The sequence below is a fragment of the Microvirga flavescens genome (assembly GCF_003290125.1).
GTDB lineage: Bacteria > Pseudomonadota > Alphaproteobacteria > Rhizobiales > Beijerinckiaceae > Microvirga > Microvirga flavescens.
Map to the genome: position 1 here is coordinate 251,692 of NZ_QMKH01000002.1, position 25,915 is coordinate 277,606.

The window sequence follows — 25,915 nt, forward strand, 5'->3', positions numbered from 1 at the left end:
CTGTTCTGACCGCGCTCTAAGGGAGCAACAAACGCCTACCCTCCATATCGGCTGGCTGCGGGAACGCCATCATTTGCGGCGCGTGGACGCATGATCGCAATTGGACGCCACGTGAGCGGATCGCTATGATCGATTGATATAACGTTTAACACTTATTTCGAGGGCAAAGATGGCGGCGAACTGGGCGGAAGGGTATGTCGTGGACATTGGCTATACTCATGGGTTTTACCGGGAGTTGAGCCCCAGTTTTCTGAGTTTTGCCGCCGCGGCCCAAGGAATTCAGGTTCCCGGGCGCGCCATCGAACCACTGACTTATTGCGAACTGGGGTGCGGCCAGGGATTTTCGACCAATCTCCTGGCGGCCGCGCATCCGCACATCCAGTTTCATGCGACCGACTTCAATCCTGCACACATCGCCGGTGCCTGGGAACTGGCGAAGGAGGCGCAACTCAAAAACATCGCCTTCTACGACGACAGCTTCGAGGAGTTCCTGAAGCGCGACGACCTTCCGGATTTTGACTTCATCACGCTTCACGGCATCTACAGCTGGATCTCGCCGGAAAACCGCAAGACGATCGTGCGCTTCATCCGCGACAAGCTCAAGCCGGGCGGCCTCGTCTACATCTCCTACAACGCCATGCCGGGATGGAGCGCGACCATGCCGTTGCGACGTTTGCTGGTGGAACACGCGGAGACGGTCGGGTCGGGATCCCGCTCGGCCCGCATCAAGGCCTCGCTCGAATTCGCTTCCCGCCTTCAGGCCCTGAATGCGCAATACTTCGAAAAAAATCCCCAGGTCTCCAAGACGCTAGAGAAGATCAAGACGCACGACCCCAACTACGTTGCCCATGAATACTTCAATCGGGACCTGCATCCGTTCTACTTCTGCGATGTGGCGGAAGAGCTTGCAGAGGCAAAACTCCAATGGGTGGGCTTCGCCGGCCTCACGGAAGCGATCGAGGAATTGCACCTGTCACAAGAGCAGTTGCAGTTGCTGTCGGAAATTGACGATGTCGCACTCCGGCAGACGATCCGGGATCATATCATCAACCAGCAATTCCGCCGCGACATCTTCGTCAAAGGCCCGATCAAGCTCGCCCCGACCGCAGTCCGGGCCATGTGGCTCGACACGCGTTTTGCCCTCTCCGTCACCGTTTCGGACCTGCCCAAGAAGGTCGCCGGCGTTCGCAGCGCCCTCGCCATGCGCGAGGACGTTCTCGAAGCCATCGGCTCGGCTCTTGCGAACGGTCCGCGCACGTTGAGGGAAATGCTGGAGGAGCCGACGCTGGCAAAGGCAAATTTTACCAGCCTGATCCGCACGTTGACCGCTCTGATCGGACAAGGTTCATGCGTTCCTTGTCTGCCCCCGCAGGATCTTGCGGAGCGGCAGGCCCAGACGGACCGCCTGAACATGGCCATCGCCAGACATGCGCGCCATGAGAAAAAGCTGAGATATTTCGCATCGGGCGAGACTGGATCGGCCTTTGGGATCGACCGTCTTCAGCAACTCTTCTGGCTTGGTCTTCGCACGGGCGAAAAGGACGTCCCGCTTTTCGTGGCGGAGATCCTTCGTCAGGCGGGCCAGCGTCTCTTGCAAGAGGGCAAGCCCGTCGAAAATGACGAGGAAAATCTGGCCCTGGCCCGGACCCGTTTCGAAACGGTCAAATCCCTGAACCTGCAAACCTGGAAGAACCTGGGTATCGCCGTCGAAGAGCCGACCACCTCGAAAGCCCAGAAAGCAAAGCGATAAGGCTGCAGATGCGTAACGGGTGGCTGGGAGAGATCCCAGCCACCCTATCACTCAGTTCAGTTGCTGAATGGCGGACAATTTCCACGGCCCGCCCTGGTCGCGTCGGAACGTCCAGATTTCCGTCGCCTCGGTCGGAACGGCCGGATCACCTTCGACGACGCGCCCACTCGCCTTTTCCCGCGTCACATCGACAAGGGAATAGCGCATGGCGACGGTCGCATATTCGGCGCTTCCCTCACGCCATGCCTCGGCGAGGTCGCCCTGCAGAAGGCGGACGTCCGAGACGGAATTGACGAGCCCGCGCGAGGCGTAATCGTTCAACTCCTCCTGGATGTAGCCCGCCATTTCCGGCGTTGCCGATTGCCAGATCGTGGCGACATCGCCCCGCGAATAGGCACCCTGGATATCGGTGAGCGCCTTCTCGAAAGCGGCATAGTCTTGCTCTCCGACGCGGACTTCATCGCGGGTCGCGCCCGGGCCTGAAGCCTGCGCACGCTGGGAGCCCAGTCCGCCCAACGCGGAGCCATAGCTACTGCCGGCCGGGCGCGGGGAAGGACCCGGCGACGGGCTCGCATAGGCATGGCCGGCAAAGGCCGGCTGCTGGCGGCGGCGGAACCACTTCATGGCAAAGGATACCAGCAAGGCGATCAGGCCGATCTGCAAGACGAGCCCGAGGATCGAGCCGAGGCCGCTGAGACCGCCGAAGAAACCGTTGCCCATCAGCATACCGAAAAGACCCGCGCCGAGAAGTCCGGCGGCGAGACCCGTTCCAAAACCGAAGCGGCGCGGTTGCGCGGCCGTTCCGACCGGCGGAACCGTTCTTTGGTCCATCGGGCCGAGATTGGGGGTTTGCGAGCGCTGGATTGGCGCAGCCGTGTTCGGCGCGGTGCTCGTTGCCGGAGGGGCGCTCCAGGTGCGCGCGCCGCGCGAGCCGAAGCTGCTGCGTCCGCCGCCCATCCGCGCCTCGGCAACGCCTGCGGCCAGGGTCAACACGACGGCCAGCATGGCAACGGCGCTCTTTCGATGAAAATACGAAGTCTTCGTCACAGAAACATTCCTCCCCGCCCCATGTAAGCATGGCTTCGCGCCGTCAAAAGGGGAGCGGCGATCTTTTTGAAGAGGGCAAGAGTGTCAGGACGAGGCGAGGAGACGGCGCACCCGGCGCCGGGCCGCGGCGAAACGGCCCCGTCCGTTCGCGGCACGCCATCGCGCGAAGGATGCTTTCGCCGCGGCAAGGTTGTGGCGGATGCGGGCGACGATCATCCTCGCCTGCCGCCAGAATTTCGTCCGCATAAGCCGCTCATGAACGAAATCGCGAATGGCCAGGGATTTGGCGAAGCACCAGGCGAACCAGCGGATGCTCAGAAGCTTGCCCCGCCCGATGGCGAAAAGACGCTCGGCCAGCCCGACGCCGATAACCTTCGCGAGCGCGAAGACGAAAAGCCCCGCACCGACATGCCCGAGCCCCATCAGGTAGAGCCCGTAGATCTTGAAGGGCTCGATGATCGCCAGCGGGACGAGAAAGAGCGTGAGGATCCCGTACGGTGGCAGCCGTGCGATCAGCGCCTCGAGCCGCCGCATGACGTCGATCCGGGCCAGCCGCCGGACCGCCGGAACGACGACTGCCCGAAACGCGTCGTCGACGATCACCACCACAATCGCCAGGGCCAGAAGCGGCCCTTTCAGGATGCGCTTCAATGTGAGGTGGGGTTGACGGCGATGGTCCATTCTCAACTCGTGAATCTCGTCGGCGGGATGACGCTCTGAAATTGTGGGCGATCTAAGGCTGAATTGAACGGCAACGCTTGACGTAACGTCCGCAAGCTTACGCTTAAGATAATGCGCTCGGCGGCCACGCTCCCAAGGCCTTAAAGAAAGTTAACAAAACGTAAAACGCATCAGTGTTCCATTTTTGTTCGAAACCTCTGAACGCATTCCTGTACAATGGATGCCGAGCCGGAGGCCATCACTTCTTCCCCGTTATTCACAGGGTCTGGTCTTGATGGAGGCATCGGGGTATGTTCTTTTTTTGTTCTCGACATCATGGAAAGACATGAGCGCGCTGTGGCCCTCGGGCCTTGAACGGTTGTACATCGATTTCGATTCCTTCTTCGCCAGCGCGGAGCAGCATCTCGATCCGCGCCTGTGCGGGCGGCCCGTGGGCGTCATTCCCGTCGCGTCCGATCACACGGGGCTCATCGCCGTCAGCCGGGAAGCGAAGGCCCTCGGCCTCAAGCGCGGCATGGTCGTGCGCGAGGCGCGGCAGCAATGCCCCTCCATCGTTCTGGTGGAGGCGAGGCATGAAACCTATGTCGCCCTGCACAAGGCAATCCTTGAAACCGTGGAGAGTGTCGTTCCCGTGAAGGGCGTCCGCTCCATCGACGAGATGGTCTGCGCCCTGCTTCCCTCGGAGCAGAGACAGGCTGAGGCTATCGCGCTGCGCATCAAGGACAAGCTCGCGGAAACGTTCAGCCCCGCCCTCACCTGCTCCATCGGCCTTGGGCCCAACGATCTTCTCGCCAAGATCGCGGCGGAGATGAACAAGCCGGACGGGCTGGTGATCTTTCATCCCGACGACCTGCCAGGACCGCTCCTGACCCTGCCTTTGACGGAGGTGCCCGGCATTGCCAAGGGCAACGCCGCGCGGCTCGCACGGGCCGGCGTCACCGACATGGCGGGTTTCCTGAGGCTTCAACCGAAGGAAGCGCGCCGCATCTGGGGCAGCGTCGAGGGTGAGCGCCTGTGGATGGGCTTGCATGGCTATGCGGTGGAGCGCCCGGAGACGGAGCGGCGGATGTTCGGGCACGGCAGGATTCTGCCGGCGGAATGGCGGCACCTGGGCGGAGCTTATGCCTGCGCCCGGGTTCTGCTCGCCAAGGCTGCAAGCCGAATGCGGCGGGAAGGCTTCGCGGCCCGCTCCCTCGGGCTTTGGCTCAACGACCGCCAGGGGGCCGAGTGGCATGGGGAGAAGCGCTTTCCGGCAGCCTGGGACGATCCCGCGTTCCTGACCGCGCTCGCGGAACTTTTTCGCCGCGCGAAGCGCGAATACACCTCCCGCCGCGCCCACAGCCTGCACATCGTCCTGCACGACTTGCAGCCCATGACGGAGGCCGGGAGAGATCTCTTCTCGGATACGCCGGACGCGCAACTGCGCCGGCGCATGGAAAGCCTGTCGCTCGTCGCGGACAGGCTCAACGCCCAGTACAAGAGCCGGATGCTCCATTTCGGCCCCTGGGCCGCGATCCCGGGCGGCTATGCGGGTGCGAAAATCGCCTTCAACCGCATTCCCGACGCGGAGGATTTCGACAATCCCCGCGCCGGGTGATGAGAAAGCTGAGACCCGCCTGCTTCGGTGGTGGGCCTCGCCGATCAGGCCGCCCTGGCCTTCGGCAGAACCTCGGACGAGTAATCGTCCATGAGGATCTTGGTCATGTTGCCCGGCTGGAACTTGTAGGGCCCGATTTCGGAAACCGGCGTCACCTCGGCCGCCGTGCCGGTGATGAAGCACTCGGTGAAGGAGGAGAGCTCCTCCGGCATGATGCGCCGCTCGGCCACGGCAAAGCCGCGCCGCTTGGCGAGTTCGATCACCGTCTGACGGGTGATGCCGTCAAGGAAGCAATCGGCGATCGGGGTATGCACCGCACCGTCCTTGATGAAGAACACGTTGGCGCCCGTGCATTCCGCCACGCGCCCCTGCCAGTCGAACATGAGCGCGTCGGCATAGCCCTTACGCTCCGCGCGATGCTTGGAGATGGTGCAGATCATGTAGAGGCCGGAAGCCTTGGCCGCGGAGGGCGCGGTCGCCGGATCGGGGCGGCGGTAATCCGCGATGTCGATGCGGATGCCCTTCATCTTCTGGGCCGGGTCGAAATAGCTCGGCCATTCCCAGCTCGCGATGGCGAGGTGGATCTTGTTCTGCTGGGCCGCAACTCCCATCATCTCGGAGCCGCGCCAGGCGACGGGGCGCAGATAGGCATCCCGCTGCCCGTTCTTTTCCAGAACAAGGCGCTTGGCCGCATCGATCTCAGCCACGGTGAAGGGAATCTCGAAATCGAGGATCTGGGCCGATTTCTTCAGGCGCTCGGAGTGCTGGGTCGACTTGAAGACCTCGCCGCCATAAGCACGCTCGCCCTCGAACACGCCCGACCCATAATGGAGACCGTGCGTTAGAACGTGCACTTTGGCGTCTTTCCACGGTACGATCTGTCCGTCATACCAGATCCATCCATCACGTTGATCGAAGGGGGTAGCGGACATGTGTCGTCTCCTTGGGACTGTAGGTCGCTTGGCGTAAAACACCGGTTTTGAAATTTCCGATGCTCTTCCGTGGCGTTTAAGGTTCATTCGTTTCACGGGAGCGGCTTGACGAGTAACAATCGGCCTGAGATATGTCAATAAGGCTGACTTAAAAATGGATTGAGGATAGTGCCAGACACAGTCCAGGCTCTGAAAATGCAAAGGCCCGACGCGGACCCCGCCGCCGGGACACCGGCCTATGACCTGATCGAGCTTTTCTTCTTCGCCTACCGCGACTTCGTGAGCGATCCCGACCGGATTCTCGCCGAGTACGGCTTTGGCCGTGCCCATCACCGGGTGCTGCACTTCGTGGACCGGCAACCGGGGCTGACCATTGCGGAACTCCTCGACATCCTGCGGATTACGAAGCAGAGCCTCAACCGGGTCCTCAAGGAACTCATCGAAAAGGGCTTCATCACGAGCAGCACGGGCACGGCGGACCGCCGCCAGAGGCACCTGCAGACGACGGCGGCCGGGCACGATCTCGCCTTGAGTTTCTCTCAGCTCCAAACCCAGCGTATCATGCGCGCCATGGGCGATCTCGACCCCGGCGCGAAGCGCCTCATCAGCGGCTATCTCTTGCGTATGATCGATGCCGACGATCGCGCGCATGTGGAGCGGCTCGTTTTCGGCGGCAAGAACTGACATTAAGAACCGACATGGAAGCACCTCGCGTCGACATCCCCGATCACGCCCCCCACATTCTCGTCGTGGATGACGACCGTCGTCTGCGCGATCTTCTCGCGCGTTTTCTCGGCGAGAACGGGTACCGGGTGACGGCGGCGGCGAATGCCGCGGAGGCGCGGGCGAAGGCGGAAAACTTCGTGTTCGACGCGCTCGTTCTCGACGTGATGATGCCGGGAGAGTCCGGCTTCGATTATGCGCGCTCGCTGCGCAGCCAATCGCCGATCCCGATCCTGATGCTCACCGCCCGCGCGGACACGGACGATCGCGTCAAGGGACTCGAAATCGGCGTCGACGATTATCTTCCGAAACCCTTCGAGCCGCGTGAACTCCTTTTGCGACTCGGCAACATTCTCAAGCGTGCGGTGCCGGTGGCAGTGGCGGCCGAGAGCGAGACGCCCGATCAGATCCGCTTCGGCCCCTTCACCTATCGCTTCGACCGCGGCGAGTTGCGGCGCGATGATGAGCTCGTGCGGATCACCGAACGCGAGCGCGAAATTCTCAACATCCTCGGCGAGCGCGCCGGCGGCAATGTCGCGCGCGAGGAGCTGGCGGGCAACGGCCTCGGCGCGAACGAGCGCACCGTCGACGTGCAGATCAACCGCCTGCGCCGCAAGATCGAGGAAGACCCCGCCAACCCGATCTTTCTGCAAACAGTGCGCGGGATCGGCTACCGTCTCGTTCTCGACCGATGAAAGTCAGCCGTTTCTTCAAGTACCCGTTCATCGACCGCGTCATGCGCGGGTTCGGCAACTTGTTGCCGAAGGGCCTTTACGCGCGCTCGCTCATCATCATCATTGCGCCGGTCGTTCTGCTGCAGTCGGTCATCGCCTATGTCTTCATGGAGCGGCATTGGCAGCTCGTGACGCGCCGCCTCTCTGCCGCCGTCACGGCCGACGTGGCGGCTTTGGTCGATATCTATCAAAGCTATCCGCAGGATCGCGATGCGGAGACGCTGTCGCGCATCGCGTCCGACAGGCTCCAGCTCGATGTCGACATCCTGCACGACACCGATCTGCCTCCACCGGGTCCGAAGCCCTTCTTTTCCATTCTCGATGAAACGCTCTCCGACGAGTTGCGTCGGCAGATCGACCGCCCCTATTGGATGGATACGGTCGGGCGCTCGAACTACATCGAGATCCGCGTCAAGCTGGACAATCGCGACGTGATGCGCGTTCTCGCGCGGCGCAGCCAGGCCTATGCGTCGAACTCGCATATCTTCCTGGTGTGGATGGGAGCATCCTCCCTCGTCCTGCTCGGCATCGCCATTCTCTTCCTGCGCAACCAGATCCGCCCGATCCTGAAACTTGCGGAAGCGGCGGAGGCTCTCGGTAAAGGGCGTGAGATCGAATTCCGCCCGCGCGGGGCGCGCGAGGTGCGTCAGGCCGGTCATGCGTTCATCGAGATGAAGCGCCGCATCGAGCGCAGCATCGAACAGCGTACGACGATGCTGAACGGTGTCAGCCACGACCTGCGCACAATTCTCACGCGCTTCAAGCTGTCCCTCGCCTTGATGAAGCAGACGCCGGAAATCGAGGACCTGAAGCGCGACGTGGACGAGATGAGCCGCATGCTCGAAGGCTATCTCTCCTTCGCGCGCGGCGACACCGGCGAGCAGGCAGTGACCACGGATCTGCGCGAGCTGCTTGGCGAAGTGCAATCAGACGCGGAGCGCCAGGGACACATGACAACGCTGGACGTCGTCGGCGATCCGAATATCACGGTCCGTATCGATGCCTTCCGCAGGCTTCTCTTCAACCTCGTCGCCAACGCGGCGCGGCACGGCGACACCATCGAGATTTCCGCCAACCACGAGACGCGCTGGCTCGTGCTTCATGTTGACGACGACGGCCCCGGCATTTCGCCCGAAATGCGCGACGAAGTGTTCAAGCCGTTCTTCCGGCTCGATGAGGCGCGCAATCAGGATGAGGGCGGCTCAGGCCTTGGCCTTGCCATCGCGCGCGACATCGCGCGAGCGCATGGCGGCGACATCATTCTCGGCGACAGTCCCTTGGGGGGCTTGCGCGCAACGGTTCGCCTGCCGGCCTGATGAACCTCAGTAAAGCCTGCCGCCGACAGGCACGCCACGGTCGGGGCGGATCAGCATCACGTCGCCATTTGCATCGGGCACGCCGAGCGTCAAAACCTGCGATATGAACGGGCCGATCTGTCGGGGCGGAAAATTCACGACCGCGAGAACCTGTTGGCCGACGAGGCCTTCGAGAGTGTGGTTCACCGTAATCTGCGCCGACGACCGCTTGATGCCGATCTCAGGCCCGAAATCGATGGTCAGCTTGAACGCTGGCTTGCGCGCTTCTGGAAACGGCTCTGCCGCAACGATCTGCCCGACGCGGATATCGACCTTGAGAAAATCGTCGAACGTAATTGTCGGCGCGGCCGCCGTCTCATGATCCATCTCGCCCCCGCAGAATTTTTTTAGATCGCCGACGCCGGATTGCTCGCTTCGCCATCCTTCCCGCGACCCCGGGTTTCATCATGCCGGTATCCCGGTCTGAAGCAAGCGCGGCCCAGTGCGCGGAAAGGCGCTGTCAACCGGCAGAAATCGTCAGCCCCTTGAAGAAAGCGCTCCCCTCGCCTCAATTCCCGATCGAGCCGCGCCATGGTGCGCGCAAGAGCGGGATCATCGTCACGAAGCCAGGTCCGCATCGTCTTCGCGAAGACGATGGCCGCGCCTTGAAGTTTCAAGCCGCCGAGCGCCCCTTCCGTTGGAACGGCCGCAGCAGCAAGCATGAATCGCTGTGAGTTGACGGCTGAACGGTTGAGGGCCGCGAGCGCGAAAGGATCGAGATCGAAACCGTGCGCGATGCGCTTCAGTGCACGCTTATAGGGCGTGAGCGCATCAAGCCGGCGCATCATCACATCGAAAATCCGTTCGCGCGCGGGCTCTGCCGCAAGTTCGGAGGTCGTCGCATCGAGAACCTGCCGGTCGATCATGCGCGAAAAGGCTTCGAGAACGGCGCCCTTTGAGGGAAAGAGATCACGGAACTCCGCAAGGCTCACATTGGCGGCGCGCGCGATATGGGTGATCTCGATCTCACTCCAGGTGCGTTCGGCGGCAAGCCGCATGAGAGCGTGAACGATGGCCTCTTTCTTCGATCCAGCGGAAGGTGTCGGAACTTCTGTCGTCATGGCGTCCTCCAGAAGAGCTTTGCTTCTCATCTAGGATCGTGCCGGGCGTTTGCCATCGCGCGTCAGCCCGCAAGCTCCTCAGCGCGACGCTTTGCAGCGGCGACGGCCTCACGCATGAGAGCTTTTAATCCGCCAGGATCGGCCATCAGAACTTCGAGCGCCGCCGCCGTCGTTCCGCCGGGTGACGTGACGTTCTGACGAAGCGTCGCGGGTGAAAGATCACTCTGCAGGAGAAGCTCTCCCGCGCCTGTCACCGTGGCCCGTGCGAGACGTGCCGCAAGGTCCGCCGGAAGACCGGCTGCCGCACCGGCCTCGGCAAGGCATTCGACGAGATGGAACACATAAGCGGGGCCGGAACCGGAAACCGCCGTCACGGCGTCGATGAGATCTTCCGAAGGGAGCCATTCGACAATGCCGACCGCGCGTAAAAGCGCATCGGCTGTCGCTTTCTGCGCCGTGCTGACGTGGCCGTTGGCGGCAGCCCCCGTCGCGCCGCGCCCGATGCTCGCTGGAAGGTTCGGCATTGCGCGGACCACCGCCCTGGCGTTCGGCAGCTTGTCGAGAAGGTTGCCGATGGTCTTGCCTGCGAGGACCGAGACGATGAGCGTCTCGGGAGAAAGCCATGCGTTGATCGCGGGCGCAGCGTCATCGAGCATCTGCGGCTTGATCGCGAAAACCAGAACCGCAGGCGGCTTCACCGTCGTGGGGTTGAGTGCGATGCCACGCGCCGCGCAAAGATGCGCCATCTCGTCGGAAGGGCGCGGATCGACGACCGTAAGGGCAGAGCCCGGCATGCCGACAGCAAGCCATCCTTCCAGCATCGCGCCGCCCATTTTTCCAGCGCCGACGAGAACGAGCGATGAGGGAAGAGCGGAGGCTTGAGCGGACATGGCAACCTATCGGGTAAGGTGAGGAGGCGTATCTATTCCACCTCCGTCACGCCCTGTCGAGATTGCCCTGAACGACGGTCTCTTCGGCGAACCGGTGCCCACTTCGCCGGATCGTGCTTTGTCAGGCCTCGCCTTCCGTTTCGAACAGAACGCAGTCCAGCGCTTCCTGCGCAGACTTGCCGCCCCACATCACGAACTGGAACGCCTGATAGTAGCGCTCGCACGCCTCGACCGCGACCTTGAGCATGGTCTCGCACTGGCGCTGCGTCGGCTCCGCGCCGCCGGCGAGCAGGAGCCCGTGGCGGAACATCACCACGTTGCCCGTCGACCAAAGGTCGAAATGGCCAATCCACAATTGTTCGTTGATCCGCGCGATGAGATCGAGAACCTCCCGGCGACGGCGCGTGGAGACCTTCAGGTCGAAGGCGCAGGCCACATGAAGCGCCTCGACGTCTTCGAGCCAGGTGAAGGCGACATTGAACTCGCACCATGTGCCGTCGATGGTGATCGACATCTCATCGTCGTCGGCCCGGTCGAAGATCCAATCGCGCAGGGAAGCCAGCCTCTCAACGATGTCGAGAGGGTGCTCGGCGCGGTCAATTTCGAGAGGTAGCAAGGACATGTCGACCCAGATTGTCTCAAGCAAGCACAAGGCCGAAAAGGCCCCTTGCAACAGAATTGCCTTTTCGCGACCTTTCTGAAGCGTATTTCCCTGTCAAACCTTGAACTTTTGGCAGATGAATCACGCTCCGAACACGAATCGGCTCACAACTCGACAGTCCAGGATTTTAGCCGGCCTCACAATGCGCTTGCTTCACCTGTCCACAACGGCCCGCCACATGGCAGGTCTACGTTGGATACATATAGACTTTCGACAGGGGCCGGCTTGCCATTACTGGCCGAGTCGATCCTCGAGCGCCTTCAGGCGGGCGCTCAGCCGCTCGTTTTCTTCGCGCGCGGCCAGCACCATCTCGCGCAGGACCTCGACCTCCTCGCGGCTTGCCACGTCCATGTCCTTGATGAGGCGCTCGATCTGGGCCTTCGCGACGGTCTCGACCTCGCGCTTGACGCCCTGGGCAGCGCCGGCGGCATCGGTCGCCAGGCGGGCGATTTCATCGAAAATCCTGCTGGAGGTCTGGGACATCGGTCAATCCATCGAAAAAAGCGGCGAAAAACACGTTCCGGCGCGGAAAAAGTCTCCATCATCATGTGGTCGCTTTCCCGCGAAACTGCAACAGGGTTGACGGTTTCTTCCCACTCGGTCCAATGGCAGCGCGCTTACGAACAGGTTGATATGCCCCTTTTCGCGATTCCCTTCCCCGCCATCGATCCCGTGGTCATTTCCATCGGGCCGCTCGCGATCCGCTGGTACGCGCTGGCCTACATCGTCGGGCTCCTCGGCGGCTGGTTCTATGCCAAGCGGCTCGCGGCCAAGGCAGCCCTGTGGACGCCCCTGCCCCAGCCGAAGCCCATCGACATCGACGATCTCATCGTCTGGGCGGCGCTGGGCGTCGTCCTCGGCGGGCGCACCGGCTACGTGCTGTTTTACAATCTCAGTGCCTATCTGGCCGAGCCTCTGGAGATCTTCGCCATCTGGCATGGCGGCATGTCGTTCCACGGCGGCCTGATCGGCGCGACGCTGGCGATCATCCTTTTCGCCCGCAGACGCGGGCTGAACGCCCTGTCGGTCCTCGACCTCGCCTCGGTCGTGGCCCCCATCGGCCTCTTTTTCGGGCGCATCGCAAACTTCATCAATGGCGAGCTTTGGGGCCGCCCCGCGCCGGATTTTCCTTATGCCGTCATCTTCCCCCATGCCGGCCCCCTGCCCCGCCACCCGAGCCAGCTTTATGAGGCGTTTGGCGAAGGCCTGATCCTGTTCGTCATCATGGCCGTTGCGGTGAACCGCTTCGGCTTCCGCCGCCCCGGCCTTCTCAGCGGTTTGTTCGTCGTGGGCTATGCGCTTGCGCGCATCGTCTGCGAGTTCTTCCGCGAGCCCGATGCGCAACTGGGCTTCCTGTTCGGCTCTGCGTTCCAGTTCCTTGGCGGGGGCATCACGATGGGCATGGTGCTCTCGCTCCCGCTCGCCCTCCTCGGCCTCGGCCTGATGTGGGCTGCCGCGCGCGGCAAGACCAAGGCATCGGCGTGAGCGGGATCGAGGCTCACTTGCGCGAGTTGATCGCCCTCGAAGGACCGGTCACCATCGAGCGCTACATGAGCCTCTGCCTTCAGCACTATTACGCCACCCGCGATCCGCTCGGCGCGCGCGGCGATTTCACGACCGCGCCGGAGATCAGCCAGATTTTCGGCGAGCTCCTGGGCCTCTGGGCCGCCGAGGTCTGGATGGCGATGGGTAGTCCTTCGCAGTGCCGCCTGATCGAACTCGGCCCCGGCCGCGGGACGCTCATGGCCGACGCGTTGCGCGCCGCGAAAGTGCTGCCCGCCTTCAAAGCCGCGCTGAGCGTCCATTTCATCGAGACGAGCCCTACTTTACGTGAACGCCAGCGCGCGGCGCTCGCGCCCTCCGGCGTTGCAGTGTTCTGGCACGACCGCGTCGAGGATGCTCCGGCAGGCCCCGCGATCATTTTCGCCAATGAGTTTTTCGACGCCCTCCCCGTGCGGCAATACATTGCGACCGAGCGCGGCTGGTGCGAGCGCCTCGTCGGCCTCAGCGATGCAGGCCTGACCTTCGGCCTGAGCGCCGAGCCGGAAAGAACATTGACGCAAGCGCCGCATCGGCTCGGCGATGTGCTCGAGATTCCAACCGCCTCCATCGGCATCGCCGGCACACTCGCGCGGCGGCTTTCAAGCGATGGCGGTGCAGCTCTCTTCATCGATTACGGCTATTGGGGGCCTGCCTTCGGCGACACGCTGCAGGCGCTGCACCGGCACGCTTATGTCGATCCGCTGCATGAGCCCGGCGAGGCCGACCTGACGACCCACGTGGATTTTCACTGGCTGGCCAAAGCTGGCATCGACGGCGGAGCAAGTTTCCACGGACCGGTGACGCAGGCTGCATTCCTGACGGCTTTAGGGATCGAAACGCGGGCGCGTTCGTTGAAGCAGCGCGCCACCGAGCAACAGGCGGCCGATATCGACAGCGCCGTCCGGCGTCTGACGGAGCCGGGCGAAAAGGGCATGGGTGAGCTTTTTAAGGTTTTGGCCCTAAGCCATCCCGATCTTGAAGCCGTGCCCGGATTGCCGAAGGGGCGTTTTTCAAAGGCGGAATCTTAAGAGCCATGTTCATCGAAGCGCCAGAACTCGCCTCCTACCCGAACATCAAGCACGCTTTCTTCACGCGGCAGGGCGGCGTCTCACAGGGCATCTACGCTTCCCTGAACGGCGGTCTCGGTTCCTCGGACGATCCGGCCAATATCGCGGAAAACCGCCGCCGCATGGCCGCCGATCTCGATGTGGGAAGCGCCCTGTTGAGCCTCTATCAGGTTCATTCCGCCGATGTCGTCACGGTCGAAGGCCCGTGGACGGGAGAGCGCCCGAAGGCCGACGCTATGGTGACGAATGTTCCAGGCCTTGCCCTCGGCATCTCGACGGCCGATTGCGGCCCGGTACTGTTCTGCGATCCGGAAACCGGTGTCATCGGCGCGGCGCATGCGGGCTGGAAGGGCGCGCTGACCGGCGTTCTCGAAGCGACGATCGGCGCGATGGAAAATCTCGGCGCGGATCGCGAAAGCATCGTCGCGGTCCTGGGCCCGACCATCAGCCAGGCGGCTTATGAAGTGGGTGCCGATTTCGTCGAGCGTTTTGCCGAGCACGATGCTGACAACCGGCGCTTCTTCGTGCCTAGCATTCGCGAGGGCCATGCGCAGTTCGACCTGCCCGCCTATATCGGCGCACGCCTAGAGGCCGCCGGCATCGGCGAATTCGCGGATCTTGGCCTGTGCACCTATTCCGACGAGGGGCGCTTTTACAGCTACCGGCGCACCACTCACCGCAAGGAGCCGGATTACGGCCGTCTGATTTCGGCGATCACGCTTCTACCGAGTCCGCTCATTCTTTGATGCCAACGACGTCCGGCGTCTCCCAGGCGAGATGCTGGCCACCATCCACCGCGATCATCTGGCCGGTGACGCTGCGCGCCCGCGCGAGATAAAGAACCGCCTCGGCGATCTCCGCCGGCGTCCCGCCATGGCCGAGCAGCACGCTGGCGCTCTGGCGGGCGAAATCCTCCTCGCTCTGGCGCTCCCCCGTCAGCGTCGGACCGGGGCCGACCGCGTTGACGCGGATGCGCGGCGCGAGAGCCTGCGCCATCGTTTGCGTCGCGGAAAAGAGGGCCGCCTTCGTGAGCCCATACGAGAAGAAATGTGGCGTCGGCTTCCACACTCGCTGGTCGATGATGTTGACGATGGAACCCTCGCGATCCTGAGGCAGCTGACGCGCGAAATCCCGCGCCAGAAAAACCGGAGCACGCAGGTTCGCAGCGAAATGGCGATCCCAACTTTCATCCTCGAGAGTGAGCAGCTCATCAGGCTCGAACAGCGAGGCATTGTTGACGAGAAGGGTGAGCGGACCGAGCGCCCGAACGGCCTCAGGAACGATTCTGGCCACTTCGCGCGGCTCCCGGAGATTCGCGCGAACCACGGTCGCCCTGCCACCGGACCCAGCGATGCGGGTGGCGAGTTCCTCCGCCTCGGTGAGTGAATTGTGGCAATGGATGGCGACAGAATACCCTTCCGCAGCCAGTTTTAGGACAATGCTCCTGCCGATCCGGCGGGCTCCGCCCGTCACCAAGGCGATCTTGTCCACCCCTTGCTCCTCACTGTTGCCTTTATACCGCATAGGTTTTCAACTTACGGCAGAAGCCGACTTTTTGCATCCTGAGATCGAACCACTCGCGAAGCTCAGCGTTGAACCCTAGCGATGCCACAAGGGGAAGGCACACACATTGCTGCCATAAAGCCGCCATGGTGCCCTCAAGCGCTGTGATAGGCGGGCAACAGCTCTCGTGCGGCAATCGCTTTATAAGGTGCTTGTAAGTCTTCCGGGGCTCCCATGCTCCGGATCAGACAACGATAGGAATGGAGACCATGAAGAAGATTCTTCTCGCCGGCGTTGCGCTCGTCGGTCTTGTCGGAGCTGCCGCTGCTGCGGACCTCCCCGCTCGCAAAGTAGCACCGGCCCCCATTGTTCCGGTCGTCCCGGCCTTCACCTGGACCGGCTTCTACGTCGGCGTGAACGCCGGTTACGGCTGGAACACGAACAACGATAACGTGTTCGTTCCGGGCATCGGCTTCGTCAGCTCGAACAACGACGGTGGCTTCGTCGGCGGCGGTCAGATCGGATACAACTATCAGATCGGCCAGTTCGTCATCGGTGCTGAAACCGATATCCAGTACGCCGACATCGGCGGCAACAACAACAATGCTGTGTTTGTTGGGAACGGGGCTGTTCTCGGCTTCAACAACAACAGCAGCGACAACTACTTCGGCACCGTGCGCGTGCGCGCCGGTTATGCGTTCGACCGCGCTCTCATCTACGCCACCGGCGGTTTCGCTTACGGCGATGTGGCTGGCAACAGCTTCAGCAGCAGCTCGAACGGCGGCTGGACGGTCGGCGGCGGTGTCGAGTACGCCTTCACCAACAACCTGACTGCGAAGCTCGAAGGCCTCTACGTCAATCTCGACCGCGGCAACGACAACCTCCTGCTGAACAACGTCGCGTTCGGCAACAACGGCAACACCGAGTTCGGCGTTGTGCGCGCTGGCCTGAACTACAAGTTCAACAGCTACTAAAATCCATCGCTATCGCGAAGGAAAAAGGCCCGGTGGAAACACCGGGCCTTTTGTTTGATCAGGACTTCAGTTTCGTATGCTCGAAGGCGGGCACGCGCGCCTCGAAATCGACGAGCCACGCCACGAGCTTTGGATGTGTCTTGCGCCATTCGCCGCCCATGCGCAGATCGAGGTAGCCGAGCGCACAGGCGAGCGTGATGTGACCGATATGAAGCTGCGGTGCGGGCGCGGAGAGCGTCTTTTCCGCATAGGCAAGACCGCGCTCGACCTTCGCAGCCTGATGCTCCACCCATTTCGGCTCGTGCTTCTCGGGTGCACGAAAGCGCCCCTCGTAAACCTGCAGCAAAGCCGCATCCATGATGCCGTCGGCCAGCGCCTGCTCGCGCAGCGCCTTGAAGCGATCGAGGCCAGCCGGGATGATCTTGCCGCCACCGGCCACGAAATCGAGATACTCGACGATCACGCGCGAGTCATAGAGCGCCTCGCCGTTCTCCAAAACCAGCGCCGGGATTTTGCCCAAAGGGTTCTGTTCGCGCAGGCTGTCGGCGGGATCATTGGTATCTGCGGGGACGATTTCGATCCGGTCGAGAAGGCCGAGAAGTTCGGCGGCGATCTTGACCTTGCGGCCGAAGGGCGAAGTGGGCGACGAGCGAAGAACCAGCATGGAGCACCTCAAGGGAACGGGTGCCTTGTCATGAACAATGTGAAGGCCCGCCGCAAGGCCGGATATGGTCGCCCCCCTGAGGTTATCCGGGTAAGCATCCACTCTAGAGGCTGATCGTGTCTCTTGAAACACGATCAGCCTCTCGTTTCCTTTATTGCCGCATGATCTAAGGCGAACAACCGGTTCCCACTTGTTCTGATCATGCTCTAGGCGGGCGGACCGAACGCCTCGCAACGGTATGCGCCATACCCCTGGCGTGAGAGCCGCTCCGCCAATGCGGGCAAGAGAATCTCGGCCTCCTCCCGCAAGGTCCAATAAGGATTGACGATGAGAAGGCCGCTCCCGTTGAGCCGCGTCGGATCGCGCGGATCGTCCACCATGAGCTCGAGTCGCAGGCCCGGACGCGGACACTCCGCCTGCAGTCGCTCGAACAGCGCATCGACCGGCGCGGCGTCCTTGATGGGATACCATCCGGCATAAACGCCCGTCGGCCATTTGCGCAAAGCGGCAAGGATCTCAGTTCCAAGGCGCTCCAACTCATTCGGCTTTTCAAAAGGCGGATCGATCAGAACGAGGCCGCGCTTCTCCTTCGGCGGGATCAGCGCGTGAAGCGCGGTCCATCCATCGAGATGAAGAACCTTCAGATTGGCGACTTCGTTGAAGCGCGCAGAGAGAACCGCATTGTCGGCGGGGTGCAGCTCGACGAAAACGCCCTTGTCCTGCCGCCGCAGCAACTCGCGAATGATGGCGGGCGAACCGGGATAGGTGTTCTGCCCGTGCCGCGCCCGCACGTCGCTGACGACGCGCCGATAGGGCGCGAGAAGCTCTTCGACGTTTTGCGCGAAGGGCTCGTCGAGCCTGCCGATCCCGTCGATCCACTCGCCCGTGCGCCCAGCCTCGTCGCCTGTGAGATCGTAAAGGCCGATGCCTGCATGCGTGTCGATGACGCGCAGCGGCGTTTCCTTGCGCTGCAGGTAGCACAGGATGCGCACCAGCAGCGCATGCTTCATGACATCGGCGAAGTTGCCGGCGTGAAAGGCGTGCCTGTAATTCATGGCCCTATCGCAAAGCCGGGATGACGACATCCCCGTATCGGCACCCGGCGCGATCGACGCCCGGGCATTGGCGAAACTGCCGCAAATCCCGGTCGAGGCAAATGCGGACTTCCTCGAGCACGCGCCGCTTGCAGGAAACCGCCATCATATCCTGACGAAGTCCGGGATTGGCCTCCATGAAGACGCGCTCGATTTCCATCGGCATCGTTTTCACATCGGACGTGACCTTCGTGAAGCTCTCCGGGATGCGAACCCGATCACGCGCCTGCCGGACGAGGCGGAAATATTCGGACGGGCTGACACCGGAACAGGTGCCGTGCTTGCGCCATTCGTAACGCGCGAGCCCCTCCTCCGGAAAAACGCCCTGCGCTTCCTCAAGCGCCATGCGGGGAACAAAGCGTCCGCTGGGCTCGCAAAAAACCGGATAGTCCTGCTCGTTCTGCGGCCAGAGGCCGTGCACGACAAAACTCAGCCCGCGACCGGAGTTGCATTGATCGCGCTTTTTGGCACCCCCCGACAATTCGCAAAAGCCGGGCGACCAGGAAAGCGCGAGTACATAGAAGTCAAACTGCCCCGCAGGCGCGCCGCGCTGCTCAAGATCCTGAGCGAAGGCGGGAGACGCTAAAGCCAGGAGCGCGCCGAAGAGGGCTCGGCGCGCTCTATCGATCAAGGCTGGGCCTGCTTGCATTGAGGGGCGTACGCATAATTGCGATCAAACCCTTCGACGCACGCCTCGGTTCCCCAGGAGACCCCGATGAAGTCGAGGTCCTTACGGATCGAGAAGTCGATCCGGTGCCGGCTGCCATCCGAGATGAGAACCGTGCCGGTGCAGAAGCGGCGGGGGATATAGTCCAGGCCCCACGGACGCCAGGCTTCCTGCCGAACGCCCTCGAACTGCACGATCTCGAGGGGCGAATTCCAGAAGCGGGCCTCCTTCCGGGAGAACCTGTTGGCCACGCTGTAGAGAACCAGAGGGTCCTCGCAGGCCGGCAGGCTCGCGGTGTAGGAACTATCGCGCTCTTCCGCGGGCGTAATCTCGCGGGCAAGCACCGGGGTGCTCAGCATTGCGCAAGACATCAGAGCCGCCAGCCATTTCATTTTACTGCTCCGTGCAGATTCTCAAATCTTTTGAGGACCATGTGAGTAGTCGCGCCGAAGGTCAAGGCTCGAAGCGACCAAACCTCTAGTAGATCCCCTGCTCAGTCGACAGGTGCGATTGCGCCGCCGCCGGAGGCCTGAGCGGCAACGGCGCGGCATAAGTCTGGTTGGGCCGCGGCGCGGGAAATGGCGCAGGGGCAGGTGCAGGAACCGGCGCAGGCCGCGCATAGGCGCCCCCGGGCGGCGGCAAATCGGCGGGAAAGCCCTCATTCGCCACCGGACGGGAGCCGATGGCAAGTTGAGGCTGCGGCGCGGGGGCCGAAGAGCGCGGCGGCATCGGCGCGCCTTCCACCGGCAGATCCTCTTCCACATCGGTGGCGGGCAAGTCGGCTCCGGCGCTGGCGCTCATCAGGATCTTCTTGGCATTCTCCGGATCGATGCGCGGCATGAACTTGATGATGGGCTTGCAGATGGAGCGGTCCCCACGCGGGTTATGGCGCGCGAGGTCAAGGTGCAGATGGTCGTAATGGAACGGATCCGCGCCCGGCCCGAGGACGGTGGTGAAATGGCGGCAGGCCCCGACGAAAACCTCGCGCAGGAACTCCTGCTCGGAGGCGTCGCCCTTCCATCCCTTGGCGACGGTGACCTCGCGGCCATCCGCGAGGGCGAAGGCCATCACGTCCATTGCGTTGCCGAAGGCATGCTCGGAGGTCTTCGCGCCGTATTGGTTGTTGCGCGGGCGGCAGGAGTAGCTGCCCGCCTTCAGATCGGCGAGCGGCACGCCGAAATACATAACGGCGGCGGGCTTCACGACTTCTTCGAGCCAGGTATCGATTTGCGGGATGATCGGGCAGGCCAGCGTGACCTTGGACTTCAACCCGACCGACCCCTCCGAGAAGGCCGCGACCTTGAACGGATAGTCCATGCCGCAGGCGCCGGGGCCGTTGATCTTCGAGCTGAGAGACATGTAGGCAGTCTGGGTGACCATTTGCTGCGACAGGCAAGCCTCTTCAGCTTGCGTGCGCCAGGGTTCGCGCTGTTCGAAACGAAACAGCCCGCAACCGGTGATGCCCAATCCCACTAACGTGAGGGCAAAAAACGCAACTAACCCACGACGCATGGGCGGGACCATGAACCCTATTGCGTAAACAACCCGTCAACGCGGTCTCTTTCACGCAGATTCAGCGGGCCGCGGAATTTTCCAATGGGGGACGTCCACTAGCGCCAGCGCGCGGCGGCGGCATCGTCGGTGTCCTTCGCCTCCACCCATGAGCCCGCCGCGCCGTCCCTCAGGTGCTCCCGCTTCCAGAACGGGGCCTGCGTCTTGAGATAGTCCATCAGGAACTCGGCAGCCTCGAAAGCAGCCTGACGATGGACCGAGGTCGTGACAACGAGAACGATGGACTCGCCCGGCGTGATGCGGCCGAACCGGTGAATGATGGTCTGGCCGAGAATGGGCCACCGGCGCTCGGCTTCGGCGGCGACGCGGGCGATCTCCGCCTCGGCCATGCCGGGGTAATGTTCCAGTTCCAGAGCTGCGAGACGCCCGCCCTCGTCACGGCAAAGACCCGTGAAGGTGACGACGGCGCCGACATCCGTCCGGCCCGCCGTCAATGCCGTGGCTTCGGCGGCGGCGTCGAAAGGTTCGGACTGGATGCGGATGGTGGTTGTCATGGCTTCCTCAGCCCTACCCCCCGGTCATCGGCGGAAAGAACGCGACCTCGCGGGCACCGGCAAGCCTGGCCTCTGGCCTGACGTGAACATGATCGACGGCAACGCGGATCACGCCCTCCTTTTCGAAGGCGTATTCGTATTCCTCGCCCCGCGTCTTCAGCCAGCCGATTAATTGGGCAACGGTTTCAATCGTCTCGGGCAAGGCCACCTCCTCGTCCGTCTTGCCGACCCGCTCGCGCACACAGGCAAAATAGACGAGTTTCACGACCCTAATCCTGAATGACGTGGCGGATGCCGGTCTTGAAATAGTCCCAGCCCGTATAGATCGTCAGAATCGCGGAGACCCACAGGAGCACCGTACCGATCAGGATCGTGCCGGGCAGAACGGTTTCGCCCGCAGGACCCGCGATCAGGAAGCCGAGGGACAGAAGCTGCAGGGTCGTCTTCCACTTCGCAACCCGGCTGACGGGAACGCTGACCCGCAGTTCGGCCAGAAACTCCCGCAGGCCCGACACCAGAATTTCACGGCAGAGAATCACGATGGCCGCCCAAAGGGCCCAGCCGTGAATGGTCTTGTCCGCCACCAGCATGAGAAGCGAGGCCGCGACGAGAAGCTTGTCCGCGATGGGATCGAGCATGCGGCCCAACGCCGATTGCTGGGCGTAGGCCCGCGCGAAATATCCATCGAAGTAATCAGTGATGGCGGCCAGCGCGAAGATCCCCAGCGCAGCCCAGCGGGACCAGTGATCCTCCGGCCAGAACATGAGCGCGACCACAAGAGGCACGGCGACGAGCCGGCCGTAGGTCAGCATGTTCGGGAGGTTGAAGGCTTTGGACCGTTGCATGGGAGAAGCGGAGTTCATGATCTGGAGGAAGCACGCTTGGGTTTGGCGCGTCAACCCGAATGAGCCGACGAATATCAGGGTAATGCCCTGCGCTGAGTCTGCAAGGCGGGGGCGGTAACTTTATTGCGACGTAACCTCCTCACCCACGCTCGTGAAAGAAGTCATAGACCGCGCGGGCCGTCGCCGCATTGACGCCCGGCGCCTTGACGAGATCCTCCAGCGCGGCGCGCTGGATCGCCTTCACGGTTCCGAAATGATGCAGGAGGGCGCGCTTGCGCGTGGGGCCGATTCCGGCAATCTCGTCGAGCGGGTTCTTGGTCATCTCGCGCTTGCGCTTGGCGCGGTGGGAGCCGATGGCGAACCGGTGCGCTTCGTCCCGCAGGCGCTGCACGAAATAGAGCGCCGGATCGCGCGGCGGCAGCTTGAAGGGCGGCTGGCCGATCTTGAAAAAAGTCTCCCGGCCCGCATCGCGGTCCCGTCCCTTGGCGATGCCGATGAGCGCGACATCGCTTTCGCCGACACCGACCTCCGCGAGCGCCACGCGCGCGGCCTCGAGTTGCCCCTTGCCGCCGTCGATGAGAACGAGATCGGGCCAAACGGGGAAAGAATCGTCCGTCGCATCGGCGTCTTCGGGAGGAGGCTGCGAACCGTCCTTCGGATTCTCCTTCACCAGCCGCGCGAAACGGCGCTGCAGCATCTCGCGCATCATGCCGTAATCGTCGCCGGGTTTGAGATCTTCCGACTTCATGTTGAAGGTGCGGTAGTGCTGCTTCATGAATCCGTTCGCGCCGGCGACGACCATCGCGCCAACGGCGTTCGTGCCCATGATGTGCGAATTGTCGTAGACCTCCACGCGCTTCGGCGCCTTTTCAAGACCGAATGCCTGTCCGAGCGAGATGAGCAGCTTCTGCTGCGAGGCCGTGTCGGCAAGCCTTCGCCCGAGCGCTTCCTTCGCGTTGCGCAAAACGTAATCGATGAGCTGCCGCCGCTCACCGCGCTTCGGCGCATGGATCTCCACCTTCGATTCCGCGCGCGTGGAAAGTGCGGCGGCCATCAATTCGGAATCCTCGATCTCGTGCGAGAGCAGGATGAGACGCGGCGCGGGCTTGTCATCGTAGAACTGCGCGAGGAAGGAGGTGAGCACTTCCTGCCGCGATATGGACTTGTCGGCCTTCGGAAAATAGGCGCGATTGCCCCAGTTCTGCCAATTGCGGAAGAAGAACACTTCCACACAAAACTGCCCGGCCTGCTCATCGAGCGCGAACACGTCCGCCTCTTCGATGGATTGCGTGTTGATGCCCTGAACGCCCTGAATCGCGGAGAGCGCGGCGAGACGATCGCGGCAACGCGCGGCACGCTCGAACTCCAGATCGTCGGAAGCCTGCTGCATCTCGGCGGTGATGCGCGCCTTCACGGCATTCGATTTGCCCGACAGGAACGCGCGCGCCTCATCGACAAGCTCCGCGTAGTCCTGCTCGGGAATCTCCTTCGTGCACGGGCCGGAGCATCGTTTGATTTGAAACAGAAGGCAGGGCCGCGTGCGGTTTTCGAAATAGCTGTCGTTGCACGAGCGCAGGAGGAACGCGCGCTGCAGCGCGTTGATGGTGCGGTTGACCGCCCAGACGCTGGCGAAGGGGCCATAGTAATCTCCCTTGCGCTTGCGCGCACCGCGATGTTTCACGAGTTGAGGCGCTTCGTGATCCCCCGTCAGGAGAATGTAGGGAAGCGACTTGTCATCCCGCAAAAGCACATTGTAGCGCGGGCGCAGTTGCTTGATGAGGTTCGCCTCTAGCAGAAGCGCCTCGGTCTCCGTCGCTGTGGTGACGAATTCCATCGACGCCGTCTCGGCGATCATGCGGGCGATGCGGTTCGAATGCGCCTGGCCCCGCGCATAAGAGCCGACGCGATTCTTGAGGCTGTTCGCCTTGCCGACGTAAAGCACCTCGTGCCGGGCATCGAGCATGCGATAGACACCCGGCGCATTGGGCAGCGTCGTCCAGAAACGCCGGATCACCTCCGTTCCGCGCTTGACGGAGCCCGGATTGGCTTCGAGGTCGAACTCCACGTCCGATCCCGACTCCAGAACGGGGGCAACATCCTCCTCGTCCTCATTGTCGAGGATATCTGGCGGGACATCGTTGGTGGGGTTGCGGCTCATGGAAGGTGATTTAAGGGTTTCGATTTCCAGTGGAAAGAGCACGCCTCCACTATTCCGCAACAGGGGGCTGAGGAGGTTTAAATGCCTCAACCCGCATCCTGAGTGGAGCGCCCCATGCGCCTGTCGATCATTGTCTCCGCCGTTGTGGCGGCCCTCGTGGGCTTCGGCAGCACGATTGCCCTGATCATTGCGGCGACCCAGGCCGTCGGAGCCGATGCGGCCCAGACCACGTCATGGGTCGCGGCGCTCTGCCTCAGCATGGCCGTCACCAGCGGCTTTCTGAGCGTCCGCTTCAAAATCCCCGTGGTGACCGCCTGGTCCACTCCCGGCGCGGCGTTGATTGCCGCTTCGAGCGGCATCTCGCTTTCAGCGGCGGTCGGCGCATTCCTGCTTGCAGGGTCCCTCATCGTTCTTGCCGCCGCCGTCAAACCCTTCGGTCGTCTCATCGAGCGCATTCCGACCTCGATTGCCGCCGCCATGCTGGCGGGCATTCTGATTCGGTTCGTGATGTCGGTCTTCGAAAGCGCGCAAGCGACCCCCGCCCTCGTGCTGCCGCTGATCGGCATCTTTCTCCTCGTGCGGCTTTTCAATCCGGCGATGGCGGTCCTGGCCGTGCTCGTCGCCGGCTTCGGCATCGCCTTCGGCGGCGGATTCGCGAAGGCCCTGCCCTCCGACCTCACGATTTCCTCGCTCACCTTCATTCATCCAGCCTTCGAGCCCACGGCCCTCATCGGCCTCGGCGTGCCGCTGTTTCTCGTCACGATGGCCTCGCAAAACCTGCCGGGCTTTGCCGTGCTGCGCGCCTCCGGCTATTCGCCGCCCTCACGCCCTATCCTCGCGACGACGGGCTTTGTGTCGGTGGTCAGCGCCTTTTTCGGCGCGCATACGAGCAACCTCGCTGCCATCTCCGCCGCCATCTGCACCGGGCCGGATACGCATCCCGATCCCGCCAAACGCTGGATGGTCGGGCCGTTCTACGCCCTTTGCTACCTGATCTTCGCGGCCTTCAGCGCACCGCTCATCGCCCTCATCGGCGCCCTGCCCCCGGAACTCATCAAGACCGTCGCGGGGCTGGCGCTCGCGGCCTCCTTCGCCGGGGCGCTTGGGTCCGCGCTCGCCGACGACGCGAAGCGCTTTCCGGCGGCCCTCACGCTGGCGGTCACCGCTTCGGGCGTCTCAATGTTCGGAATCGGCTCGGCTTTCTGGGGTTTGGCAACCGGTTTGCTGGTGCTAGGCCTTGATGTTGTAAACAGCCGGATCCGCCTCCCAAGGGCCTGAACTGGACCTCGCCCCCGCTTAAAGTTAAGATTTTGTTACCACCGGGACTTGGAACGGGCGGGAGGCAGTATGATTGAAACGAAGCATTTGTGGCGGCTTGCCGCCATGACGGCGATGATCGGACTGGGTGCATGCCAGAGTAACGGCGCTTCCCTGACCGGCTCGCCGGAAGGCGTTCCAATCGTACTGGAGAGCATCGAAGGCGCGCCCGCGCCTGTTCAGACAGCCTTCGTCGGAGAGTTGAACTCCGCCGCCTCGGACCGGAAGGTCGAGTTCGTGGGAACGAGCACGCAGGCTCGCTACCGGGTGCGCGGCTATCTCTCCACCGAAACCCATGACGGCCAGACGAGCGTCGCTTATGTCTGGGACGTGTTCGATGCCGAGAAGCGCCGCGCCAAGCGACTGACCGGATCAAGCCCCCTCAAGTCAGCAACCGGCAATCCCTGGACGGCGCTCGACAAAGCCACTCTGGCGAAACTCGCCAATGCAAGCATGGACGAGATTGCTGAATTTTTGAGCGCTGCGAAGGCTGAGGCCCCGTTCCAGACGGCGGAAGCCGCTCTATCCGAGCCGATTGTTGCTGCTCAGTAACGGTTCTCGCGCAAGACGAGAATGCGGCACTGTTG

General features: G+C 62.8%; 29 protein-coding genes. 11 read left to right on the forward strand and 18 right to left on the reverse strand.

Annotated features, from left to right (window positions below):
- The first annotated feature begins 169 nt into the window (after positions 1 to 169).
- Complete coding sequence (locus DQW91_RS05940) at positions 170 to 1,750, forward strand: class I SAM-dependent methyltransferase (RefSeq protein ID WP_112662675.1); 1,581 nt, start codon at positions 170 to 172, stop codon at positions 1,748 to 1,750.
- Positions 1,751 to 1,801: 51 nt separating this feature from the next.
- On the opposite strand, the gene DQW91_RS05945 is transcribed toward DQW91_RS05940, so the two are convergent.
- Positions 1,802 to 2,797, reverse strand: a complete 996-nt coding sequence (locus DQW91_RS05945) for a Tim44 domain-containing protein (RefSeq protein WP_342633210.1) — start codon at positions 2,795 to 2,797, stop codon at positions 1,802 to 1,804.
- Positions 2,798 to 2,881: 84 nt separating this feature from the next.
- A complete protein-coding gene (locus tag DQW91_RS05950) occupies positions 2,882 to 3,478 on the reverse strand; it encodes a GNAT family protein (RefSeq protein ID WP_157961354.1) in 597 nt (198 codons plus the stop codon).
- A gap of 325 nt (positions 3,479 to 3,803) precedes the next feature.
- Between DQW91_RS05950 and DQW91_RS05955 the strand changes: the two genes are divergently transcribed.
- Positions 3,804 to 5,075 (forward strand): Y-family DNA polymerase, encoded by a 1,272-nt coding sequence (locus tag DQW91_RS05955; protein WP_112662678.1) that lies wholly within the window; start codon positions 3,804 to 3,806, stop codon positions 5,073 to 5,075.
- Positions 5,076 to 5,119: 44 nt separating this feature from the next.
- Here DQW91_RS05955 and DQW91_RS05960 read toward each other — a convergent pair whose 3' ends face one another.
- On the reverse strand, positions 5,120 to 6,007 hold the full coding sequence (locus tag DQW91_RS05960; protein WP_112662679.1) for a branched-chain amino acid aminotransferase: 888 nt from the start codon (positions 6,005 to 6,007) through the stop codon (positions 5,120 to 5,122).
- Positions 6,008 to 6,202: 195 nt separating this feature from the next.
- Here DQW91_RS05960 and DQW91_RS05965 point away from each other — a divergent pair, with 195 nt between their 5' ends.
- From DQW91_RS05965 to DQW91_RS05975, 3 genes are read left to right on the forward strand one after another with little or no spacing between them, the layout of a single operon-like run.
- The gene (locus DQW91_RS05965; RefSeq protein ID WP_112662680.1) at positions 6,203 to 6,691 is read left to right on the forward strand and encodes a MarR family winged helix-turn-helix transcriptional regulator; all 489 of its coding nucleotides are present in this window, start codon (positions 6,203 to 6,205) and stop codon (positions 6,689 to 6,691) included.
- A 14-nt stretch (positions 6,692 to 6,705) separates the two neighbouring features.
- The gene (locus tag DQW91_RS05970) at positions 6,706 to 7,425 is read left to right on the forward strand and encodes a response regulator (RefSeq protein ID WP_112662681.1); all 720 of its coding nucleotides are present in this window, start codon (positions 6,706 to 6,708) and stop codon (positions 7,423 to 7,425) included.
- The gene (locus DQW91_RS05975; RefSeq protein WP_112662682.1) at positions 7,422 to 8,780 is read left to right on the forward strand and encodes an ATP-binding protein; all 1,359 of its coding nucleotides are present in this window, start codon (positions 7,422 to 7,424) and stop codon (positions 8,778 to 8,780) included. Before DQW91_RS05970 ends, DQW91_RS05975 begins: the two co-directional genes overlap by 4 nt.
- Before the next feature lie 6 nt (positions 8,781 to 8,786).
- Here DQW91_RS05975 and DQW91_RS05980 read toward each other — a convergent pair whose 3' ends face one another.
- The 5 genes from DQW91_RS05980 to DQW91_RS06000 form a co-directional block, all read right to left on the reverse strand.
- Entirely contained in the window at positions 8,787 to 9,146 is a 360-nt protein-coding gene (locus DQW91_RS05980) for a tRNA-binding protein (protein WP_112662683.1), read from the reverse strand.
- A gap of 20 nt (positions 9,147 to 9,166) precedes the next feature.
- Positions 9,167 to 9,880, reverse strand: a complete 714-nt coding sequence (locus tag DQW91_RS05985) for a TetR/AcrR family transcriptional regulator (RefSeq protein ID WP_198411799.1) — start codon at positions 9,878 to 9,880, stop codon at positions 9,167 to 9,169.
- 62 nt (positions 9,881 to 9,942) lie between these two features.
- Positions 9,943 to 10,770, reverse strand: coding sequence for a pyrroline-5-carboxylate reductase (gene proC / locus DQW91_RS05990; RefSeq protein WP_112662684.1), 828 nt, complete (start codon positions 10,768 to 10,770; stop codon positions 9,943 to 9,945).
- Between the two features lie 121 nt (positions 10,771 to 10,891).
- The gene (locus DQW91_RS05995) at positions 10,892 to 11,392 is read right to left on the reverse strand and encodes a type III secretion system chaperone family protein (RefSeq protein WP_112662927.1); all 501 of its coding nucleotides are present in this window, start codon (positions 11,390 to 11,392) and stop codon (positions 10,892 to 10,894) included.
- A 270-nt stretch (positions 11,393 to 11,662) separates the two neighbouring features.
- Entirely contained in the window at positions 11,663 to 11,914 is a 252-nt protein-coding gene (locus DQW91_RS06000; protein ID WP_112662685.1) for an accessory factor UbiK family protein, read from the reverse strand.
- A gap of 150 nt (positions 11,915 to 12,064) precedes the next feature.
- Here DQW91_RS06000 and lgt point away from each other — a divergent pair, with 150 nt between their 5' ends.
- The 3 genes from lgt to pgeF are packed head-to-tail and all read left to right on the forward strand — an operon-like array spanning position 12,065 to position 14,786.
- Positions 12,065 to 12,916 carry a prolipoprotein diacylglyceryl transferase gene (lgt, locus tag DQW91_RS06005; protein WP_112662686.1) on the forward strand — a complete coding sequence of 284 codons (852 nt, stop codon included), beginning with the start codon at positions 12,065 to 12,067 and terminating at the stop codon, positions 12,914 to 12,916.
- Complete coding sequence (locus DQW91_RS06010; protein ID WP_112662687.1) at positions 12,913 to 14,001, forward strand: class I SAM-dependent methyltransferase; 1,089 nt, start codon at positions 12,913 to 12,915, stop codon at positions 13,999 to 14,001. Before lgt ends, DQW91_RS06010 begins: the two co-directional genes overlap by 4 nt.
- 5 nt (positions 14,002 to 14,006) lie before the next feature.
- On the forward strand, positions 14,007 to 14,786 hold the full coding sequence (gene pgeF / locus DQW91_RS06015) for a peptidoglycan editing factor PgeF (RefSeq protein ID WP_112662688.1): 780 nt from the start codon (positions 14,007 to 14,009) through the stop codon (positions 14,784 to 14,786).
- On the opposite strand, the gene DQW91_RS06020 is transcribed toward pgeF, so the two are convergent.
- Positions 14,776 to 15,564 (reverse strand): SDR family oxidoreductase, encoded by a 789-nt coding sequence (locus tag DQW91_RS06020; RefSeq protein ID WP_112662689.1) that lies wholly within the window; start codon positions 15,562 to 15,564, stop codon positions 14,776 to 14,778. The genes pgeF and DQW91_RS06020 overlap by 11 nt on opposite strands.
- A gap of 248 nt (positions 15,565 to 15,812) precedes the next feature.
- Between DQW91_RS06020 and DQW91_RS06025 the strand changes: the two genes are divergently transcribed.
- Positions 15,813 to 16,517 carry an outer membrane protein gene (locus DQW91_RS06025; protein WP_112662928.1) on the forward strand — a complete coding sequence of 235 codons (705 nt, stop codon included), beginning with the start codon at positions 15,813 to 15,815 and terminating at the stop codon, positions 16,515 to 16,517.
- A 58-nt stretch (positions 16,518 to 16,575) separates the two neighbouring features.
- Here the strand turns inward: DQW91_RS06025 and DQW91_RS06030 are convergent, their stop codons facing one another.
- From DQW91_RS06030 to uvrC, 9 genes are all read right to left on the reverse strand, one after another.
- Positions 16,576 to 17,181, reverse strand: a complete 606-nt coding sequence (locus DQW91_RS06030) for a glutathione S-transferase family protein (RefSeq protein WP_112662690.1) — start codon at positions 17,179 to 17,181, stop codon at positions 16,576 to 16,578.
- A 206-nt stretch (positions 17,182 to 17,387) separates the two neighbouring features.
- Positions 17,388 to 18,236, reverse strand: coding sequence for a 23S rRNA (adenine(2030)-N(6))-methyltransferase RlmJ (locus DQW91_RS06035; RefSeq protein ID WP_112662691.1), 849 nt, complete (start codon positions 18,234 to 18,236; stop codon positions 17,388 to 17,390).
- A 4-nt stretch (positions 18,237 to 18,240) separates the two neighbouring features.
- Positions 18,241 to 18,903: a ribonuclease T2 family protein gene (locus DQW91_RS06040; protein WP_245410939.1), complete on the reverse strand. Its 663-nt coding sequence runs from the start codon at positions 18,901 to 18,903 to the stop codon at positions 18,241 to 18,243.
- Complete coding sequence (locus DQW91_RS06045) at positions 18,903 to 19,334, reverse strand: hypothetical protein (protein WP_112662693.1); 432 nt, start codon at positions 19,332 to 19,334, stop codon at positions 18,903 to 18,905. Before DQW91_RS06045 ends, DQW91_RS06040 begins: the two co-directional genes overlap by 1 nt.
- Before the next feature lie 85 nt (positions 19,335 to 19,419).
- Entirely contained in the window at positions 19,420 to 20,466 is a 1,047-nt protein-coding gene (locus DQW91_RS06050) for an extensin-like domain-containing protein (protein WP_342633211.1), read from the reverse strand.
- A gap of 86 nt (positions 20,467 to 20,552) precedes the next feature.
- The gene (locus tag DQW91_RS06055) at positions 20,553 to 21,008 is read right to left on the reverse strand and encodes a molybdenum cofactor biosynthesis protein MoaE (RefSeq protein ID WP_112662694.1); all 456 of its coding nucleotides are present in this window, start codon (positions 21,006 to 21,008) and stop codon (positions 20,553 to 20,555) included.
- A gap of 13 nt (positions 21,009 to 21,021) precedes the next feature.
- Positions 21,022 to 21,273: a molybdopterin converting factor subunit 1 gene (gene moaD, locus DQW91_RS06060; protein ID WP_112662695.1), complete on the reverse strand. Its 252-nt coding sequence runs from the start codon at positions 21,271 to 21,273 to the stop codon at positions 21,022 to 21,024.
- A gap of 4 nt (positions 21,274 to 21,277) precedes the next feature.
- The gene (gene pgsA / locus DQW91_RS06065) at positions 21,278 to 21,871 is read right to left on the reverse strand and encodes a CDP-diacylglycerol--glycerol-3-phosphate 3-phosphatidyltransferase (protein WP_112662696.1); all 594 of its coding nucleotides are present in this window, start codon (positions 21,869 to 21,871) and stop codon (positions 21,278 to 21,280) included.
- A 121-nt stretch (positions 21,872 to 21,992) separates the two neighbouring features.
- Positions 21,993 to 24,011 (reverse strand): excinuclease ABC subunit UvrC, encoded by a 2,019-nt coding sequence (uvrC, locus tag DQW91_RS06070; RefSeq protein WP_112662697.1) that lies wholly within the window; start codon positions 24,009 to 24,011, stop codon positions 21,993 to 21,995.
- Between the two features lie 114 nt (positions 24,012 to 24,125).
- Here uvrC and DQW91_RS06075 point away from each other — a divergent pair, with 114 nt between their 5' ends.
- Positions 24,126 to 25,289, forward strand: a complete 1,164-nt coding sequence (locus DQW91_RS06075) for a benzoate/H(+) symporter BenE family transporter (protein WP_112662698.1) — start codon at positions 24,126 to 24,128, stop codon at positions 25,287 to 25,289.
- A gap of 69 nt (positions 25,290 to 25,358) precedes the next feature.
- On the forward strand, positions 25,359 to 25,880 hold the full coding sequence (locus tag DQW91_RS06080) for a hypothetical protein (protein ID WP_112662699.1): 522 nt from the start codon (positions 25,359 to 25,361) through the stop codon (positions 25,878 to 25,880).
- Positions 25,881 to 25,915 lie beyond the last annotated feature (35 nt).

What these genes read in the sequence shown, in the direction of transcription:
- DQW91_RS05955 (WP_112662678.1), top strand. Translation starts at nt 3,804, where the DNA reads ATGAGCGCGCTGTGGCCCTCGGGCCTTGAACGGTTGTACATCGATTTC.
- DQW91_RS06035 (WP_112662691.1), bottom strand. Translation starts at nt 18,236, where the DNA reads ATGAATTACAGGCACGCCTTTCACGCCGGCAACTTCGCCGATGTCATG.
- DQW91_RS06045 (WP_112662693.1), bottom strand. Translation starts at nt 19,334, where the DNA reads ATGAAATGGCTGGCGGCTCTGATGTCTTGCGCAATGCTGAGCACCCCG.
- DQW91_RS06075 (WP_112662698.1), top strand. Translation starts at nt 24,126, where the DNA reads ATGCGCCTGTCGATCATTGTCTCCGCCGTTGTGGCGGCCCTCGTGGGC.
- DQW91_RS05960 (WP_112662679.1), bottom strand. Translation starts at nt 6,007, where the DNA reads ATGTCCGCTACCCCCTTCGATCAACGTGATGGATGGATCTGGTATGAC.
- DQW91_RS05970 (WP_112662681.1), top strand. Translation starts at nt 6,706, where the DNA reads ATGGAAGCACCTCGCGTCGACATCCCCGATCACGCCCCCCACATTCTC.
- DQW91_RS05995 (WP_112662927.1), bottom strand. Translation starts at nt 11,392, where the DNA reads ATGTCCTTGCTACCTCTCGAAATTGACCGCGCCGAGCACCCTCTCGAC.
- DQW91_RS06050 (WP_342633211.1), bottom strand. Translation starts at nt 20,466, where the DNA reads ATGGTCCCGCCCATGCGTCGTGGGTTAGTTGCGTTTTTTGCCCTCACG.
- lgt (WP_112662686.1), top strand. Translation starts at nt 12,065, where the DNA reads ATGCCCCTTTTCGCGATTCCCTTCCCCGCCATCGATCCCGTGGTCATT.
- proC (WP_112662684.1), bottom strand. Translation starts at nt 10,770, where the DNA reads ATGTCCGCTCAAGCCTCCGCTCTTCCCTCATCGCTCGTTCTCGTCGGC.
- DQW91_RS06000 (WP_112662685.1), bottom strand. Translation starts at nt 11,914, where the DNA reads ATGTCCCAGACCTCCAGCAGGATTTTCGATGAAATCGCCCGCCTGGCG.
- DQW91_RS06020 (WP_112662689.1), bottom strand. Translation starts at nt 15,564, where the DNA reads ATGCGGTATAAAGGCAACAGTGAGGAGCAAGGGGTGGACAAGATCGCC.
- pgsA (WP_112662696.1), bottom strand. Translation starts at nt 21,871, where the DNA reads ATGAACTCCGCTTCTCCCATGCAACGGTCCAAAGCCTTCAACCTCCCG.
- uvrC (WP_112662697.1), bottom strand. Translation starts at nt 24,011, where the DNA reads ATGAGCCGCAACCCCACCAACGATGTCCCGCCAGATATCCTCGACAAT.
- DQW91_RS06025 (WP_112662928.1), top strand. Translation starts at nt 15,813, where the DNA reads ATGAAGAAGATTCTTCTCGCCGGCGTTGCGCTCGTCGGTCTTGTCGGA.
- DQW91_RS06080 (WP_112662699.1), top strand. Translation starts at nt 25,359, where the DNA reads ATGATTGAAACGAAGCATTTGTGGCGGCTTGCCGCCATGACGGCGATG.
- DQW91_RS05975 (WP_112662682.1), top strand. Translation starts at nt 7,422, where the DNA reads ATGAAAGTCAGCCGTTTCTTCAAGTACCCGTTCATCGACCGCGTCATG.
- DQW91_RS06055 (WP_112662694.1), bottom strand. Translation starts at nt 21,008, where the DNA reads ATGACAACCACCATCCGCATCCAGTCCGAACCTTTCGACGCCGCCGCC.
- DQW91_RS05985 (WP_198411799.1), bottom strand. Translation starts at nt 9,880, where the DNA reads ATGACGACAGAAGTTCCGACACCTTCCGCTGGATCGAAGAAAGAGGCC.
- pgeF (WP_112662688.1), top strand. Translation starts at nt 14,007, where the DNA reads ATGTTCATCGAAGCGCCAGAACTCGCCTCCTACCCGAACATCAAGCAC.
- DQW91_RS05965 (WP_112662680.1), top strand. Translation starts at nt 6,203, where the DNA reads ATGCAAAGGCCCGACGCGGACCCCGCCGCCGGGACACCGGCCTATGAC.
- DQW91_RS05940 (WP_112662675.1), top strand. Translation starts at nt 170, where the DNA reads ATGGCGGCGAACTGGGCGGAAGGGTATGTCGTGGACATTGGCTATACT.
- DQW91_RS06030 (WP_112662690.1), bottom strand. Translation starts at nt 17,181, where the DNA reads ATGCTGGTTCTTCGCTCGTCGCCCACTTCGCCCTTCGGCCGCAAGGTC.
- DQW91_RS05950 (WP_157961354.1), bottom strand. Translation starts at nt 3,478, where the DNA reads ATGGACCATCGCCGTCAACCCCACCTCACATTGAAGCGCATCCTGAAA.
- DQW91_RS05980 (WP_112662683.1), bottom strand. Translation starts at nt 9,146, where the DNA reads ATGGATCATGAGACGGCGGCCGCGCCGACAATTACGTTCGACGATTTT.